This window comes from Streptomyces sp. NPDC050145 (genome assembly GCF_044460245.1).
Classification (GTDB): Bacteria; Actinomycetota; Actinomycetes; order Streptomycetales; family Streptomycetaceae; genus Streptomyces.
Window position 1 is genome coordinate 100554 of record NZ_JBITJS010000015.1, and the last position, 15727, is coordinate 116280.

General features: G+C 73.4%; 16 protein-coding genes. 8 read left to right on the forward strand and 8 right to left on the reverse strand.

Annotation, left to right across the window (positions count from 1 at the left end):
* Positions 1–259: 259 nt before the first annotated feature.
* Positions 260–1165, reverse strand: a complete 906-nt coding sequence (locus ACIBTU_RS28195) for a helix-turn-helix transcriptional regulator (protein WP_399129312.1) — start codon at positions 1163–1165, stop codon at positions 260–262.
* 155 nt (positions 1166–1320) lie between these two features.
* Here ACIBTU_RS28195 and ACIBTU_RS28200 point away from each other — a divergent pair, with 155 nt between their 5' ends.
* Positions 1321–1971, forward strand: coding sequence for an NAD(P)-dependent oxidoreductase (locus ACIBTU_RS28200; protein WP_399129314.1), 651 nt, complete (start codon positions 1321–1323; stop codon positions 1969–1971).
* 18 nt (positions 1972–1989) lie between these two features.
* On the opposite strand, the gene ACIBTU_RS28205 is transcribed toward ACIBTU_RS28200, so the two are convergent.
* Positions 1990–2592, reverse strand: coding sequence for a flavin reductase family protein (locus ACIBTU_RS28205; protein ID WP_399129430.1), 603 nt, complete (start codon positions 2590–2592; stop codon positions 1990–1992).
* An 83-nt stretch (positions 2593–2675) separates the two neighbouring features.
* Here ACIBTU_RS28205 and ACIBTU_RS28210 point away from each other — a divergent pair, with 83 nt between their 5' ends.
* Positions 2676–3581, forward strand: a complete 906-nt coding sequence (locus tag ACIBTU_RS28210; protein ID WP_399129315.1) for a hypothetical protein — start codon at positions 2676–2678, stop codon at positions 3579–3581.
* 6 nt (positions 3582–3587) lie between these two features.
* Here ACIBTU_RS28210 and ACIBTU_RS28215 read toward each other — a convergent pair whose 3' ends face one another.
* The 3 genes from ACIBTU_RS28215 to ACIBTU_RS28225 form a co-directional block, all read right to left on the reverse strand.
* Positions 3588–4391 carry an enoyl-CoA hydratase/isomerase family protein gene (locus ACIBTU_RS28215; RefSeq protein WP_399129316.1) on the reverse strand — a complete coding sequence of 268 codons (804 nt, stop codon included), beginning with the start codon at positions 4389–4391 and terminating at the stop codon, positions 3588–3590.
* A 195-nt stretch (positions 4392–4586) separates the two neighbouring features.
* Positions 4587–6809, reverse strand: coding sequence for an acetate--CoA ligase family protein (locus ACIBTU_RS28220; protein ID WP_399129317.1), 2223 nt, complete (start codon positions 6807–6809; stop codon positions 4587–4589).
* A gap of 142 nt (positions 6810–6951) precedes the next feature.
* Positions 6952–7410, reverse strand: a complete 459-nt coding sequence (locus ACIBTU_RS28225) for a MarR family winged helix-turn-helix transcriptional regulator (protein WP_399129318.1) — start codon at positions 7408–7410, stop codon at positions 6952–6954.
* 123 nt (positions 7411–7533) lie between these two features.
* On the opposite strand from ACIBTU_RS28225, the gene ACIBTU_RS28230 reads away from it, so the two are divergent.
* The gene (locus tag ACIBTU_RS28230; protein ID WP_399129431.1) at positions 7534–8628 is read left to right on the forward strand and encodes an epoxide hydrolase family protein; all 1095 of its coding nucleotides are present in this window, start codon (positions 7534–7536) and stop codon (positions 8626–8628) included.
* 14 nt (positions 8629–8642) lie between these two features.
* On the opposite strand, the gene ACIBTU_RS28235 is transcribed toward ACIBTU_RS28230, so the two are convergent.
* Positions 8643–9833: a flavin-containing monooxygenase gene (locus ACIBTU_RS28235; protein WP_399129319.1), complete on the reverse strand. Its 1191-nt coding sequence runs from the start codon at positions 9831–9833 to the stop codon at positions 8643–8645.
* A gap of 256 nt (positions 9834–10089) precedes the next feature.
* On the opposite strand from ACIBTU_RS28235, the gene ACIBTU_RS28240 reads away from it, so the two are divergent.
* The 3 genes from ACIBTU_RS28240 to ACIBTU_RS28250 all read left to right on the forward strand — a co-directional run bounded on the left by ACIBTU_RS28240 (position 10090) and on the right by ACIBTU_RS28250 (position 11942).
* Positions 10090–10539, forward strand: coding sequence for a DoxX family protein (locus tag ACIBTU_RS28240; protein ID WP_399129320.1), 450 nt, complete (start codon positions 10090–10092; stop codon positions 10537–10539).
* Entirely contained in the window at positions 10539–10949 is a 411-nt protein-coding gene (locus ACIBTU_RS28245; RefSeq protein ID WP_399129321.1) for a Zn-ribbon domain-containing OB-fold protein, read from the forward strand. Before ACIBTU_RS28240 ends, ACIBTU_RS28245 begins: the two co-directional genes overlap by 1 nt.
* 84 nt (positions 10950–11033) lie before the next feature.
* Positions 11034–11942, forward strand: coding sequence for a GNAT family N-acetyltransferase (locus ACIBTU_RS28250; protein ID WP_399129322.1), 909 nt, complete (start codon positions 11034–11036; stop codon positions 11940–11942).
* A 1-nt stretch (position 11943) separates the two neighbouring features.
* Here ACIBTU_RS28250 and ACIBTU_RS28255 read toward each other — a convergent pair whose 3' ends face one another.
* Positions 11944–12609 carry a pyridoxal 5'-phosphate synthase gene (locus tag ACIBTU_RS28255; protein WP_399129323.1) on the reverse strand — a complete coding sequence of 222 codons (666 nt, stop codon included), beginning with the start codon at positions 12607–12609 and terminating at the stop codon, positions 11944–11946.
* Positions 12610–12663: 54 nt separating this feature from the next.
* Positions 12664–13866 carry a thiolase C-terminal domain-containing protein gene (locus tag ACIBTU_RS28260; RefSeq protein WP_399129324.1) on the reverse strand — a complete coding sequence of 401 codons (1203 nt, stop codon included), beginning with the start codon at positions 13864–13866 and terminating at the stop codon, positions 12664–12666.
* A 103-nt stretch (positions 13867–13969) separates the two neighbouring features.
* On the opposite strand from ACIBTU_RS28260, the gene ACIBTU_RS28265 reads away from it, so the two are divergent.
* A complete protein-coding gene (locus ACIBTU_RS28265) occupies positions 13970–15160 on the forward strand; it encodes an acyl-CoA dehydrogenase family protein (RefSeq protein WP_399129325.1) in 1191 nt (396 codons plus the stop codon).
* Positions 15160–15642 carry a nitroreductase family deazaflavin-dependent oxidoreductase gene (locus tag ACIBTU_RS28270; protein WP_399129326.1) on the forward strand — a complete coding sequence of 161 codons (483 nt, stop codon included), beginning with the start codon at positions 15160–15162 and terminating at the stop codon, positions 15640–15642. Before ACIBTU_RS28265 ends, ACIBTU_RS28270 begins: the two co-directional genes overlap by 1 nt.
* The last annotated feature ends 85 nt before the right edge of the window (positions 15643–15727 follow it).

The following is a 15727-nucleotide window of genomic DNA, read 5'->3' on the forward strand; positions in this document are numbered from 1 at the left end:
CCCCGCGCCCCTGAAGGCACACTCCGTGCGCCCCAGGGGCTTGCCGGTCGCGCCCCTCGACGGAGTCGCTGATCGGACACAGCCCCGCGCCCCTGGAGATGCGCACTTCGTGCGCGATCTCCATCGGGGCGGTGCCCCATCGGGGAAATGCGGCGCGAAGCGCCATGCATTTCAGGGGCGCGGGGAACTGCGCGACCAGCCACGATGGCGCAGCAGTCGAGCGACGGCCGCGCGTGACAGTCACCCAAGGGGCGCGGGGCTAGGGAGTCGGGCGGAAAGCGGAGCGGAAGGTCGCCGGGGTCGTGGTGGTGCGTTGGGTGAAGTACTTGACGAAGTTGCTGGTGTCGAGGAAGCCGAGGCGGGTGGCGATCTGGGAGACGGGGTCGTCGCCGTGGGCGAGGAGGCGTTGGGCCTCCAGGACGACGCGGCGGTCGATGAACTCCTTGGCGCCGATGCCGGAGGCGTCGAGCGCGGCGCGGGTCAGCGTGCGGGGCGCGTAGCCGAGGGCGCGGGCGTAGTGCCCGACGTCCCGGGCCCGGGTGTAGTCCCGCTCCACGGCGGCCCGGAACCGCTGGAAGGTGTCCGCGTGCTCGGGGCTCGTGGTCCCCGCCGGGGCGGCCAGGTGGGTCAGGCGCAGCAGGAGCACGGCGAGCAGGCGCTGGAGGATCGCCGCGCGGGTGTGCTCGGGCAGGCCGGTGGCGCGGTACTCGTCCGCGAGATGGCCGAGGGCCTGGTGGAGGGCGGCGGCGTCCTCGCCGGAGGTCTGCCACAGGGTGCGGCCGAAGGGGTCGTCGAGGTGGACGTCCGCCGCGGTGGCGGGGTCGAGGACGTCGGGCCGGAACAGGACCAGCGTGCCGGACGCCGTGCTCAGGTCGCCGAACCGCTGCACCTGCCCGGGCCGTACCCACAGCCAGCCGCCGTCGGTGAGGACGTGGTCCGTGAAGTCGACCATGTGCGACAGCCGCCCCCGGCGCACGGCGAGCAGCAGATGAAACTCGGGGCGCTGCGGGTGTCCGGCTCCCTCGGCGTCCCGGACGGCTTCCGGGCCGCCGCGGAGCATGCGCTCGCGCAGTTCGGCGATCGTCAGCACCTCGATCCCGGCCGCGGCGGCCGGCGGGGGAGCGTAGGCGACCTCCTGGATCGCTTCGTGTCCGTTTTTCACCATGGCCTGACCTTGCCGTACCTGGGCGGAAGCCGCCGGGCTCCGTATGTTTGATGTGGGAGAAGGGGGTCGGCGGTCACCAGGACGCCGAGCGTCTCTCCCGAGATGGATGACTGACTTCTACCACGACTTCTACCACGCAGTTTCGGAGTATTGCCATGACGAACATCGCTGTCCTCGGCGCCAACGGCACCATCGGTTCCGCCATCGTCCGCGAGGCGCTGGAGCGCGGCCACACCGTCACCGCGGTCGTCCGCGACCCCGCCAAGGTCACCGAGCACCACGCCGAACTGACCGTCGTCACCGGTGACGCCCTCGACGCCCGCTCGGTCACCGGCGTCGCGAAGGGGCAGGACGTCGTCGTCAGCGCCGTGGGCGGCGGCGACGGCCCCGGCCACATCGCGACGATCAAGCCCTCCGCCGTCGCTCTCACCGAGGGACTGCGGGCGCTCGGCGAGCACGCCCCGCGCCTGATCGCGGTCGGCGGCGCCGGCTCGCTGCGCACCCCCGACGGCAAGCAGGTCTGGGACGCCCCGGGTCTCCCCGGCTTCCTGCTGGAGATCATGCACGCCCACGGTGACGCCCTGGACCACTACCGGACCGTCACCGACGTCGACTGGACGAACATCAGCCCCGCCGCCCACATCGCCCCCGGCGAGCGCACGGGCGGCTACCGCACGGCCCTGGACGACCTGGTCACCGACGCGGCCGGCGAGAGCGCCGTCTCGGTCGAGGACTACGCCGTCGCCGTCCTCGACGAGATCGAGACGCCCCGCCACCGCGGGCAGCGCTTCACCGTCGGCTACTGACCGGCCCGGGCCGCGCCCTCAGTCGGCGAGGGTCGCGAAGCGGCCCTGGTGGAACAGGAGCGGGGCGGCGTCCTCGGCGCCCGTGCCCAGGGACGTGACGCGGCCGACCACGATCAGGTGGTCGCCCCCGGTGTGGACCGCGTGGATCACGCAGTCGATCCAGGCGGCGGCGCCGTCCAGGCGCGGCGAGCCGGAGACGGGCGCCGCGTCGTACGCGACCCCCGCGAACTTGTCGGCCCCGCTGACCGCGAAGCCCCGGCACAGTTCGCCCTGGTCCGCCCCCAGTACGTTGACGCAGAAGACGCCCGCGCGAGCGATCCGCGGCCACGTCGTCGACGTACGGGCGACCATGAACGCCACGAGCGGCGGGTCCAGGGACAGTGAGGCGAAGGACTGGCAGGCGAACCCGGCGGGCTGTTCGCCGGGCGCGGTGACGATCGTGACCCCCGACGCGAACGAGCCGAGCACGCGCCGGAACTCCGCGGGATCCACGGGCGCCCGCTCGTCGTCGCGGACCGCCCGCAGATCGGGGCGGGGAAGCGCCTCGACCGGGGCCGCGGTGGGGGCGCCGACCGACCTGAGGTACCGGACGACGGTGGCCGCCATCCCTGCGTGTCCCATCATGTTTTTCATTGAAGCTGACGGTGCGTCAGATGGGAAGGGGTGCGACGGCGCCGGAAGACGGCTCGCGTAGGTTCCCGGACATGGGGTGGGAGAAGAAGAAGGAGCCGGGCGCAGCCGGTGACGCCGAACTGATGGCCGCCGCGTGCACGCTGCAGCTCTCGGTCGGGGGCGCGCTGGCGATGGTCGCTACCTTCGACGACAACAGTTACGGCCAGGGCTTCAACAGCATGGGCCTGGCCTGCGTGATGATCTTCGCGCCGATCGTGCTGCCGTTCCTCGGCTGGCTGCAGTGCGCCGTGCAGGCGCTCCCCGCGCTGGCGCTCGGCGATGTCCTGGCCGTCCGTGTTCCGGGCCCTCGTTGGCGCGGCCGCGTCCTCGCCGCGCTCCTGGTCGCCGCTGTCTGGGCCGTACTGCCCACCGCCCTCGGCCTCTCCTCGTACGCGACGAGCCTCCTGGCCTGCGCGGCCTTCTGCGCCTTCCCCGTGTACGCCGCCACCCGCCCGTGGCGGTGGGTGCGGCGACGACTGCGGATGTGGGCCACCGGCCTGTTCGGCGGCGGCCTGCTCGCCCTGCTCACCCTCGTCGCCGGCGCCGCCGCCCAGGGCATCGGCCTCATGCCGGTGTACGAGCCGCCCGTGCTCACGCGCGGCGAGCTGGTCGCCGAGTGGCGCGACGCGGACGACGGCGCCGTGCTGCGCCTGGACGCCAACGGCCGGGCCCGGCTGACCCGGCTCCCGGCCGAGGACCTGTTCGCGTCGGCCGAGCCGGGCGACCCCGAGTTCTCCCGCTGCACCGGCACCGGCACCTGGTCCCGGCAGGCCGGAGACGGCTCTCTCGACGCCGGCGTCGAGATCGACGTGCCCGCCTGCACCGACACCACCCTGCACTGGACGATCGGCGGCACCCGCGAGGACCCCGAGCTCTACGTCCTGTTCGGCGACCCGGACGCGGGCGACCTGCACATCCTCACGCGCCGCGACAGGTAGGCCGGTTCACCGTCCCTCGTACGTCGCCGAGCGGCGCTCCACGAAACTGGCGACGCCCTCCTGCGCGTCCCGCGTCCCCATGTTGAGCTCCTGTGCGACTGCCTCCGCCGCGAAGGCCGCCGTCCGGTCGCTGTCCAGGGACGCGTTCACCAGCTGCTTGGTCAGGGCCAGCGCCCGGGTCGGGCCGGTCGCGAGCCGCTCCGCCCAGGCGCGGGCCGTCTTCGCCAGCTCCTCGTCGGGCACGATCCGGTTGACCAGGCCCAGCCGCTCCGCCTCCGCGGCGGGCAGCGCGTCCCCGAAGAACATCAGCTCCTTGGCGCGCTGCGGGCCGATCAGCCGGGGCAGCAGATAGGCGCCGCCCCCGTCCGGCACCAGGCCGCGCCGTACGAACACCTCGATGAACCGCGCCGACTCGGCGGCCAGCACCAGGTCGCAGGCGAGCGCGAGATGGGCGCCGATGCCGGCCGCCGTGCCGTTCACCGCCGCGATCACCGGCTTCTCGCAGTCCAGGACCGCCGCGATCAGCCGCTGCGCGCCCCGCTGGATGGTCCGGGCGATGTCCCCGGTGACCCGCTCCCGTGTCTCGGCCGGGCCGCCGCGCAGGTCGGCGCCCGCGCAGAAGCCCTTGCCGGTGGCGGTGAGGACGACGGCGCGCACGTCCGGGTCGGCGGAGGCGTCGGCGAGCAGCGCGATGACACGCTCGCGCTGGTCCCAGGTGACGGCGTTCATCGCCTCGGGCCGGTTGAGCGTGATCCAGCAGACCCCGTCCTCGAAGCGGTGCAGAACGGTCTCGGCGACGGTCTCGGTCATGGTGCGACTCTCCGTTCGTGGGGTTCGGCCCTTGCAGTCCGTCCGGCGTTCGAGGACGAGGCCGAAGGCCGACAGGGGGTCTGGGGGCGCAGCCCCCAGGGACGGGACGGGAAGGGGCGGCGGGGGCGATTCACCTCACGGGGCGCACCCCGGGGACGCCCCCACGGGACGGGCCCCCGGGGCCCGGCCCACCCCTCACCGGCACACGGCCAGCGCGTCCAGCGCCACCGCCCCCTGCCCGCGCGGCAGCACCATCAGTGGGTTGATGTCCAGCTCGGCCAGGTCGTCGTGCAGTTCCAGCGCCATCCGCTGGACCCGCAGGATCACCTCGACCAGTGCGTCGACATCGGCCGGCGGAGCCCCCCGCACCCCGTCGAGCAGCGCCCGCCCCCGCAGCTCCCCGAGCAGCGCCCGCGCCTGGTCCTCGCCGAACGGCGGCACCCGTACCGCCGTGTCCTGGAGCACCTCCACGAGGACCCCGCCGAGCCCCACCGTCACGGTCGGCCCGAACAGCTCGTCGTGCGTGACGCCGACGACCATCTCGACGCCGCGTTCCACCATCTGGCAGACGAGGACCCCGTCCAGCTCGATCCCCTCGTAGCGGGCGATGTCGGTCAGTTCGCGGTACGCGTCCCGCACCTGGCTCGCCGATGTCAACCCGACCTTCACCAGGCCGAGTTCGGACTTGTGGGCGAGCTGCGGCGCCGACGCCTTCATGACGACCGGGTAGCCGACGAGCGAGGCCGCGCGCACCGCCGCCGCCGCGCTGGTCACCAGCTGCTCGCGCGGCACCCGGATCCCGTAGGCGCGCAGCAGCTGCTTGGCCGCGTGCTCGCTGAGCTGTTTGCCGGGCCGCATCAGCGCCTGCGCCTTGCGGAAGGACGGGGACGGGGTGCGCGGCGCGTCCTCGAACGGCGAGCGGTAGGAGGCGGTGAAGCGGTGGTGTTCCAGGTGGGCGCGGACGGCGGTGACGCAGTTGGCGAACGTACGGAACGTCGCGACCCGCGACGAGCCGAGCAGTGTCGTGCGGTACGCGTCCTCGGTGCCGACCGGCGATCCCCAGATGACGCACACCAGCTTGTCGGTCTGTTCGGCCGCGTCCACGAGGTCCTGCGCCAGCTTGTCGCTCATCGGCGGGAACGGGCCGGTGATCGGGCAGATCAGCACCCCGACGGACGGGTCGGCGAGGATCGCGTCGATGATCTTCCGGCCGCGCCAGTCGCCCACCGGGTGCCCGCCGTTGTCGACGGGGTTCGAGACGTTCAGGTACTCCGGTATCCACTGGTGCAGTTCGGTCTGCTTGGCCTCGGACAGCACGGGCAGGTTCAGCCCGCCCGCCGTCGCGAGGTCGGAGAAGTGGGCGCCGGTGCCGCCGGAGATCGAGTAGACGACGACCCCGTCGGCCTTCGGCGGCCTGGCCCGCGCCAACAGGGCGGCGGTGTCCTGGAGTTCGTCGAGCCCGTCGACGCGGATCACACCGAACTGCCGCATCGCCGCGTCCACGACGGTGTCGGCGCCGGTCAGCTTGCCGGTGTGGGAGGCGGCGGTGCGGGCGCCGGTCTCGGTGCGGCCCACCTTCACGGCGACGACCGGCACCTTGGCCCGCGCGGCCCGGTCGGCGGCGAGCAGGAAGGACCGGCCGTCCTTGAGGCCCTCCACGTAACAGGCGATGGCGCCGACCTCGGGCCGCTGGGAGAAGTACGAGATGAAGTCGGAGGTCTCCAGATCGGCCTCGTTGCCCGTCGGCGCCCAGTGCGAGAGCCGGATGCCGAGCTCCTGGAGGGTGAAGACGGGGCGGCCCTGGTGTCCCGACTGGGTGATCAGCGCGATGGCCGGCCCGTCGAGGTCCTCCCGGAACTTCTCGAAGGCGTTGAGGTTGGTGTTCGGGCCGAGCAGCCGGAGCCCGGAGCGGGCCACGGCCTCGGCGAGCCGCTCCTGCGCGGCCGCGCCCTCCTCACCCGTCTCCGCGAACCCGGAGGCGAACGCGACGGCGAACTTCACCTTCGTGTCCGCGAGTTGCTCGATGACGGGCAGCGGATCCCCGACGAGGAGGACCGCGAGATCGACCTGCTCGGGCAGATCGGCGACGGTCGGGACGCAGTCGAGGCCGAACACGCTCTCGCGGGTCGGATGCACCGGGTGGAGGCGGGCGCCGACCCGCTCCGCCCAGGCCATGAGCTGCCGGGTGATCCCGGTGTTGGGCCGTCCCTCGGCGTCCGAGGCGCCGACGACCGCGACGGACTCGGGCCGGAAGAACCGGTCCAGGTCCGGCACGTCCGCGCTCAGCGGGCGCCCGCTGACGTCGGCGTCGTCGGTGCCGGCCCTGCCGTGGACGGCAGGGCCGGGCTGTTCCCCGCAGGCGATCACGCGGGCCCGGCGGGAGTCGGTGGTCAGGGTGCCGTATGTCGATCCAAGCATCGTCCGCCCGCTCCTGTGAGGTTGGCCGGTGGCGCATGGCCGCTGCAAATACCAATAGCTGACGCTCAGTCAGATTACTCAACTGACGCTGTGTCAGGAACAGGGCTGCAGGCAAAGGCTGGGACGGATGTGCGGCGCCTTCTCAGGGATGCGCCGGGCGATGGTGCTCCACCACGGCCGCGAGCAGGCGCACGAGCTCGTCCCGCTGGGTCGCGTCGAGCGGTGCGAGCAGCTCGCTCTGGGCGTCGGCGATGAGTGTGTCGAGCTGTTCCAGGCGGCGACGGCCCGTGTCGGTGAGCGTGATGACGTTGCGCCGGCGGTCGGCGGGGTCGGGGGCGCGGCTCACGCAGTCGGTGTCCGACAGCTCGTTGAGGACGGCGACCATGTCGCTGCGGTAGATGCCGGTGCGGCGGCTGAGCTCGGCCTGGCTCGCGGGGCCGCCCTCGGAGAGTGCGACGAGTACGGCGAAGTGCCACTTGTGGGCGCCCTCGGCGGCGAGCCGCTCGCCGACGAGCCGGTCCGCGACGGCCGAGGCTCCGGCGAGGAGCCGGCTGGGGATGGCGCGCAGCCGGCCGGGGGTGTGCTCCGGGGTCGGGCTCATGGGGCCTCCGCTTCCGCCGCTTCCTCGGGTCTTGCGTTAGTGACACTAACAGTCTAATTTCATTAGTGGCACGAACGTTAGAGCCACTAATGAAGGATTCGGGAGTGATGGCGAGTGAAGACCGTGATCGAGCCGTTCCGCATCGACGTCCCGCAGGCCGCTCTCGACGACCTGGCCGACCGCCTCTCCCGCACCCGCTGGCCCGATGAGGTCGCGGACGCCGGATGGGACTACGGCTTCCCGCTCGCCCGGCTCAAGGAGCTCGCCGAGCACTGGCGCACCCGCTACGACTGGCGCGCGCACGAGGCGCGGCTCAACGAACTGCCGCACTTCGTCACCGAGATCGACGGCCAGGACATCCACTTCGTCCACGTACGGTCCGCGAAACCGGACGCGCTCGCGCTGATCCTCACGCACGGCTGGCCCGGCTCGTTCCTGGAGTTCCTCGACGTCATCGAGCCGCTGTCCCGGGACTTCCACCTCGTCGTCCCGTCCATACCGGGCTACGGCTTCTCCGGGCCGACCCACGAGCGCGGCTGGGACGCCGAGCGGATCGCGCGGGCCTGGGCCGAGCTGATGGACCGGCTCGGGTACGACCGCTACGGCGCCCAGGGCGGGGACTTCGGCGCCGGGATATCCCTCGCCCTCGGCGGGGTCGCCCCCGACCGGGTCGTCGGCGTGCACGTCAACTACCTGCCGACCCGCCCCGACCCGGAGGCCGGACTCACCCTGTCCGCGCGCGACGAGGCCCGCCTCGACAAGGTCCGGCAGCTGATGGCGAACCGGCCGCCCTACCAGGCGCTCCAGGCCCTCACCCCGCAGACGATCGGCTACGCGCTGACCGACTCGCCCGTCGGCCAACTCGTGTGGATCGCCGAGCGCTTCGCCGCCTGGACCGACCCCGCGACGCCGGTCGACGACGAGCGCGTCCTCACCGACGTGTCGCTGTACTGGCTGACGGCGACGGCGGCCTCCTCCGCGCGGCTGCACCACGACGCGGCACGCGGCGCGAAGCTGCCGTGCCCCGTGCCGGTCGGCGTCGCCGTGTTCGCGCACGACATCACGCAGTCGGTGCGGCCGCTGGCCGAGCGGCTGTACGACGTCGTGCACTGGTCGGAGTTCGAGCACGGCGGGCACTTCGCGGCGATGGAGGTGCCGGAGCCGTTCGCGCGGGACGTCCGGGAGTTCTTCCTCGCCCGGGCGCTCGCCCGCGGGTGAGCGGCCCCGCCGGGTCAGCGCCGGCGGCCGCCGTACGCGGGATCGGCGGCCACCCGGCGGGCGATGCGCTCCGCGTCCCGCGCGATCTCGCGCAGCATCCCGCTGATGGGGTTCGTGTAGCCCTGGAAGTACAGGCCCGGGGCGTCCGGGAGGGTGTGGGTGCCCTGGGCGCGGGGGCGGCTCGTCGCCGGGTCGAGGACGCCGAGGTGGCCGAGCAGGGACTCCAGGCCCTGGTCGTAGCCCGTCGCCGCGACGACCGCGTCCGGGGTGATGCGGGTGCCGTCCGCGAGGACCACCGCGTCGCCGTCGAAGGACTCGACCGCCGCGACCGGTTCGACCGTGCCGGCGCGCACGGCGTCGATCAGGCCCACGTCCTGCACCGGGATCGCGCCCTCGCGCACTCGCGAGTACAGACCGGTGTCGGGGCGCGGCAGGCCCTTCTCGCTCAGGTCGGGCAAGCTCAGCTTCGCCAGCGGGGCGGCGAGCCGGTCGACGAGCCCGACCGGGAGGCGGCGGCACAGGATGCCGGTGCGCTGGGCGGGCCAGCCGAGCGTGGAGCGGCGCACGAGGTGCGGGGCGGTGCGCACGGCGAGCCGGACGCGGGCGGCGCCGCCCTCCACGAGGTCGACGGCGATCTCGGCGCCGGTGTTCCCGACGCCGACGACGAGCACGTCCTGACCGGCGTACGGGCCCGGGGCGCGGTACTCGGCGGCGTGCAGCAGCCTGCCCGTGTACGTGCCGGTGCCGGGCCAGTCGGGCAGGCGCGGGGTGTGGTTGTGGCCGGTGGCCACGATCACGGCGGCGGAGCGCAGTTCGCGGCCGCCGGTGGCGCGCAGCACCCAGCCGGAGCCGTCCTCGGCGCGGTCGAGCCGGGTGACCTCGACGCCGGTGACGACCTCCAGGTCGTGGTGCTCGGCGTACTTCTCCAGGTAGCGCAGCATGTTGTCGCGGGCGACCCAGCGGCCGAAGCGGCGCGGGATCGGCAGTCCGGGCAGGCCCGACAGGCGGCGTGTGGTGTGCAGGTGGAGGCGGTCGTAGTGGGTGCGCCAGGAGGCGCCGACCCGGTCGGACTTCTCCAGCACCACGGCCCGGACGCCGTGCGCCTTCAGGCTCGCGGCCGCGGCGAGTCCGCCGGGGCCGCCGCCGATGACGTACACGGGCGGCCGCTCGTGGCTGCGTGCCGGAGGGGGAGTGGGGGTGGTCATGTGATCGGAGGGTAATCGCGCCTTCACTTGATGGGTCTCGGTCAAGAGGGAAATCGGTTGCGAATCGATCACGGTCCATGGGTGAAGGTGATGGGGGAGCGGGGGAGGGGGCGCGGGAGCGGCGGCGAAAGTGTGGGGAAGGGGGTGGGGCGCGGGCTTCGGCGCGTACGGACTCTTGCGGGCGGGCGGCGCCATGCGCTGAACTGACGGTCCGTCAGGAAATGTGGAGTGGCGGAGCGGCGACGCGGGGAGCGACATGGACGCGATAGGGCTCAGCGGGGCCGAATGGCTCGCGGTGCTGCGCATCGGCCTCGGCCTGTGGTGGCTGGAGAGCTGGCGGCACAAGGACAAGAAGGGCTGGTTCGAGCGGGGGACCGGGATCGCCTGGGCCGCCGACGTCGCCGGCAAGCACAAGTGGAACGCGGTGCGCAGCGGCTTCGACGTGGTCGTCAAACCCCGGCCCAAGGCGATGGCGTACGTCGTCGTGTACGCCGAACTCGCCCTCGGGCTCGGCCTGGTCGTCGGGTTCCTGACGCCGGTCGCGCTGGTGGGCGGCCTGCTGCTCAACCTCCTGTACCTCGTCCTCATGATCCACGACTGGGCCGAGCAGGGGCAGAACGCGATGATGGGCCTGATCTCGCTCGTCGCGCTGTTCGCCATGTCCTGGCAGACCTGGTCCCTCGACCACGCGATCGGACTGTTCTGATGACGGCCCCTGCCGCACCCCGCTTCGACCTGCCCGAACCCGACGCCTTCACGCGGCCCTTCTGGGACGCCGCGGCCGAGGGGCGCCTCCTTCTGCGGCACTGTGCCGCCTGCGACCGGGTCCACCACTACCCGCGCGAGTTCTGCCCGTACTGCTGGAGCGAGGACGGGAGCTGGCGGGAGGCGAGCGGCCGGGCCACGCTCTACACGTGGTCCGTCGTGCACCGCAACGACCTGCCGCCGTTCGCCGCGCGGACCCCGTACTTCGCCGCTGTCGTCGATCTCGCGGAGGGGCCCCGGATGATGACGGAGGTCGTGGAGTGCGCGGAGGCGGATCTGCGGGTGGGGATGGAGCTGGAGGCCGCGTTCCGGGACACGGTGCCGGTGTTCCGGCCGTCTTCCGGGGTGTGAGGGCCCGGGGCGTGAGGGGGCGCGGGACCGGCGCCGGAGCGTAAACCCGTGGCCGGGGTTCGCGGATGCCCGCCATGATGACGCATGGCCTCAGCATCGTCCGAGTCGTCCTTCCCCCACCCCTGGTCCGGCTGGTGGCTGACCCGGGACCCGGCGGAGTTCGAAGAGCGCGCGGGGGACTTCCTGCGCGCCGACCCCGCCCTGCACACCGTCGCCCTCAGCGTGATCGCGGCGCAACTGGCGAAGGACGCGCCGAGCCCCGGCGCGTCCTTCGGCGTCTGGCCGGGCGCCGACGGGAACTGCGCCGGGTACTTCTTCTGGACGCCGCCGCAACTGCCGTACGCGATCGTGCCCGGGCCGGATGCCGCGCACGCCCTCGTCACCCTGCTCGGGGACGCGCTGCCGGACCAGCCGATGACGGGGGTGAACGGGACGGAGGAGACGGCCGCGGTCGTCGCCGAGGCGTGGCGCGCGCGGCACCCCGAGGGGCGGGCCGAACGCATCATGGCGCAGCGGCTGTTCCGGCTCGCGGAGCTGACCCCGCCCGACCCGCTGCCGCCGGGACGGGCCCGGCCGGCCGGGAAGGCGGACCGCGAACTGGTGGTCCGCTGGTTCCTCGACTTCGCCGACGACGCGCACATCGGCGCGCAGACGAGCCGGGAGCAGGCCGAGGAGTGGGTCGACAACCGCCTCTCGTACCAGGGCGTGCTGCTGTGGGAGGCCGAGGACGGCACCCCCCTGTCGATGGCGGGCGTCACCCGCCCCGCCGCCGGGAGCGTGCGCGTGGCCCCGGTCTACACCCCGCGCGAGCTGCGCGGACGCGGGTACGCGGGGGCGGTGACGGCGGAGATCAGCCGGGCGGCGCGGGACGCGGGCACCCCCGAGATCCTCCTCTTCACCGACCTGGCCAACCCCACCAGCAACGCGCTCTACCAGCGGCTCGGCTACCGCCCCGTACGGGACTTCGCGGTCTGGGAGTTCAGGACGGAGTAGGTCACGGCCACAGCAGCTCCTTGACCCAGCGGTCCCCTTCCCGCCGGTACCGAAGCCGCACATGCCGCCGCCGGGCGTCCCCCTGAAAGAACTCGACCTCCTCCGGCAGGAGTTCATAGACGGTCCACGACTCGGCGACGGCACCGGGCTCCCGCCGAGCCCGCTCCCAGGCGGCGTCGGAGGCGACCTCCAACTCCTCGTAACTGTCCAGCACTTCACTCTGATGTCCGACGAGGGCGGAGGCGAGGGCGCCGGTGGACCGGGCGTGCAGATCGGCCCGCGCCGCCTCGGCGGACCCGGTCCGCACACCCCCGCGCACCCGCACCTGCCGCCCCTGCACGGGCCAGTAGAACCCCAGCGCGGCATACGGCGTCCCGGCCAACTGCCGCCCCTTCGCACTCCCCACGTGCGAGGCGAAGTGCCACGCACCCTCATCGACCCCGTGCAGCATGACGACCCGCACATCGGCGTGCCCGTCGGCATCGGTGGTGGCGAGTGAGGGAGTGTGCGGCTCGACCTGCCCGGCCGCGACCGCCGCACCGAACCACTCCGCGAAGAGCGCGACGGGTTCATCGGGCGCGGATCCGGCGTCGAACACGGGCAACTCGGTGTCCCAGACCCGGAGGGATCGCAGCAGGGTGTCGATGGAGGGGGCGTCATGGTTCATGCGGCGATTGTCGCGCGTGCCCGTCCGCGCCCGGCGTTGATCCTGGGGCGAGATCTAGTCCCGCCCCAGCACCACCGTCCCCGAAGAGCAGAACCAGCCCCCCGTCCCCGATGCCACCGCCAGGCGTGGGAGGGAGCCGTCCGGGCGGTGGATCTGGTGGGGGCCCGCCTCGCCCCGGAGCTGGCGGACCGCCTCGACCATGAGGAAGAGGCCGCGCATGCCGGGGTGCTGGGCGGAGAGGCCGCCGCCGTCGGTGTTCGTGGGGAGTTCGCCGTCGTGGCGGAGGCGGCCCTTCTCGACGAAGGCGCCGCCCTCGCCCTTGGCGCAGAAGCCGAGGTCCTCGAGGGTCACCAGGGTCATGTACGTGAAGGCGTCGTAGATCTCGGCGATGTCGATGTCGTCGGGGGTGACGCCGGCGCGTTCGAAGGCGAGGCGGCCGCTGACGGCGGCGGGGGAGACCGTGAAGTCGTCCCACTCGGACATCGTGGTGTGCGAGACGTGTTCGCCGGTGCCGAGGATCCAGGTGGGCCGCTTCGCGCAGTCGGGGAGGAGGTCCTCGGCGACCAGGAGGATCGCCGCGCCGCCGTCGGAGCGGATGCAGCAGTGGAGCTTGGTGAAGGGGTCGGCGATCATCGGGCCGGAGAGGACGTCGTCGACGGTGATCGGCTCGCGGAACATGGCGTCGGGGTTGCGGGACGCGTTCTGCCGGGCCTGGACGGCCACCTGGGCGAGCTGGTCGAGCGTCGTGCCGTACTCGTGCATGTGGCGGCGGGCCGCCATCGCGTACTTGGCGATGAGCGAGTGCCCGTACGGGACCTCGAACTGGAGGGGGCCGCGGGCGCCGAAGGAGAGGTTCGAGGTGCGGCGCTTCGCCTTGATGTCGGCCCGGGCCGTGGAGCCGTAGACGAGGAGGACCGCGCGGGCGTGCCCGGCGGCTATCGCGTCCGCGGCGTGCGCGGCCATGACCTCCCAGGTGGAGCCGCCCACGGAGGTGGAGTCCACCCAGCGGGGTCTGAGCCCGAGGTACTCGGCGACCTCGACGGGCGCGAGCGTGCCGAGCCCGGCGCTCGCGAAGCCGTCGACGACGTCGGGGGTGAGCCCCGCGTCGGCCAGCGCCCGGCGGGCCGCCTGCGCGTGCAGGGCGTACGGGGTGGCGTCGTCCACGCGTCCGCAGTCGGACAGGGCGACTCCGGCGACGGCCACCTTGCGCCCGGCCGCGCCGCTGCCACCGTTCCTGTCGATCGTCCCAGTCAGCATGAATCTGACGGTACATCAGATTCTGTGATCCGCCCCCTCCCGGGGTCTGGGCATGCGCGCCCCGCGGTCCTAATATGACGGCCCGTCAGAAAGGGAGCCCCGCATGGACGCCAGGTTCACCGAGGAACAGCAGCAGATCCGCCGCACGCTGCGCGAACTCATCACCGAACGCTGCACCCCGGACGACGTCAAGACCGCCACCCGCACCCCGTCCGGACACGACCTCGCCCTGTGGAGCGCGCTCGGCAAGGAACTGGGCCTGCCCGGCCTCGCCCTGCCCGAGGCACACCGCGGCGTGGGCGCGAGCGTCACCGAACTCGCCCTCGCGGAGGAGGAGCTGGGCCGCGCCCTCGCCCCGACCCCGCTGCTCGCGACGAGCGGTCTCGTCGCCCCGCTCGTCACCGCGCTCGGCACCGAGGACCAGCGCGCCGGCATCCTGCCGCGCATCGCCGACGGCGCCCTCACCGCCGCGCTCGCCGTCCCCGGCACCGGCCTCGCCACCGCGCTCGGCCTCGTCGCCGACAACGCGGGCGACTGGTCCGGCGGCGGCCGGGCCGGCGGCGTCCAGGCCACCCGCGGCGAGAGTGGCTGGCGCCTGTACGGGCAGGCCGAGCAGGTCCTCGACGGGCACAGCGCCGACCTGCTGCTCGTCGCCGCGCACACCGGCGGCTTCGCCCGCTCCCGCACCCTCCTCTTCCTGGTCCGTGCGGGCGCCGACGGGCTCGTCCGCACCCGGCAGACCGCCCTCGACGAGTCCCGCCCCCAGGCCCGTGTCGAACTGCGCGACGTGGAGGCCGAGTTGCTGGGCGAACAGGACGCCGACGTGACCGCCGCGCTCGCCGCCGGCGGCGACACGGTCGCCACCCTCATCGCCGCCGAGGCCGTCGGCGCCGCCGACCGCGCCCTGGAGCGGACGGTCGCCTACGTCAAGGAGCGCGAGCAGTTCGGCCGCCCCGTCGGCTCCTTCCAGGCCGTCAAGCACCGCCTCGCCGACGTCTACGTACAGGTCCAGGCGGCCCGCTCGGCCGCCTACTACGCCGCCTGGGCGGCCGGCACCGGCACCGAACGGGCCGGCGGGCTCGCCCTCGCGCAGGCCCTCGAAGCCCTGCGCACCTCCGCCGCAGAGGCCGTCCAGCTGCACGGCGGCATCGGCTTCACCTGGGAGCACGAGGCCCACCTCTACGTGAAGCGCGCCACCGGCGACGAGCTGCTCTTCGGCCCCGTCCACCTGCTGCGGGCCCGCGCCGCGCAGTCCGCCGCCCTGTTCGAGGCGGGCGCGGAGGTGGCCGTCTGATGGCCTCCTCCGCCACCGCGACCCGGATCGTCCAGAAGGTGTCCTCGACCCGCACTTTCGCCCGGATCGCCCCGCACGTCATCCCGGTGATGGACCGCGCCGTGCACCGGCTCACCCGCGGCAAGGTGCTGCTCAGCGCGCGGATGCTGCCCGGCGTCATCCTCACCGCCCGCGGCGCGAAGAGCGGGCTGCCCCGGCGCACCCCGCTCGCCTGCATGCCGGAGGAGGAACGGGACGGCTGGCTGCTCATCGGGTCGAACTTCGGGCGCCCCGGCCACCCCAACTGGACCGCGAATCTGCTCGCCCACCCGGACGTCGAGATCAACTGGCGCGGCAAGGACGTCCCCGTCACCGCACGGCTCCTCGCGGGGGAGGAGCGCGCCGAGGCCTGGGCGGCCGCCCTGCGCTTCTGGCCGCCGTACGCCGCCTATCAGGCCCGGATCGACCGCGAGATCAGGCTCTTCCGCCTCGAACGCAGATGAACCGGGCAACCCTGCGCAAAGGCAACGGCGGCGGTCCACGCGCCGAGCACGTGAACCGCCGCCGTACGACAGGAAAAGGCGCGGA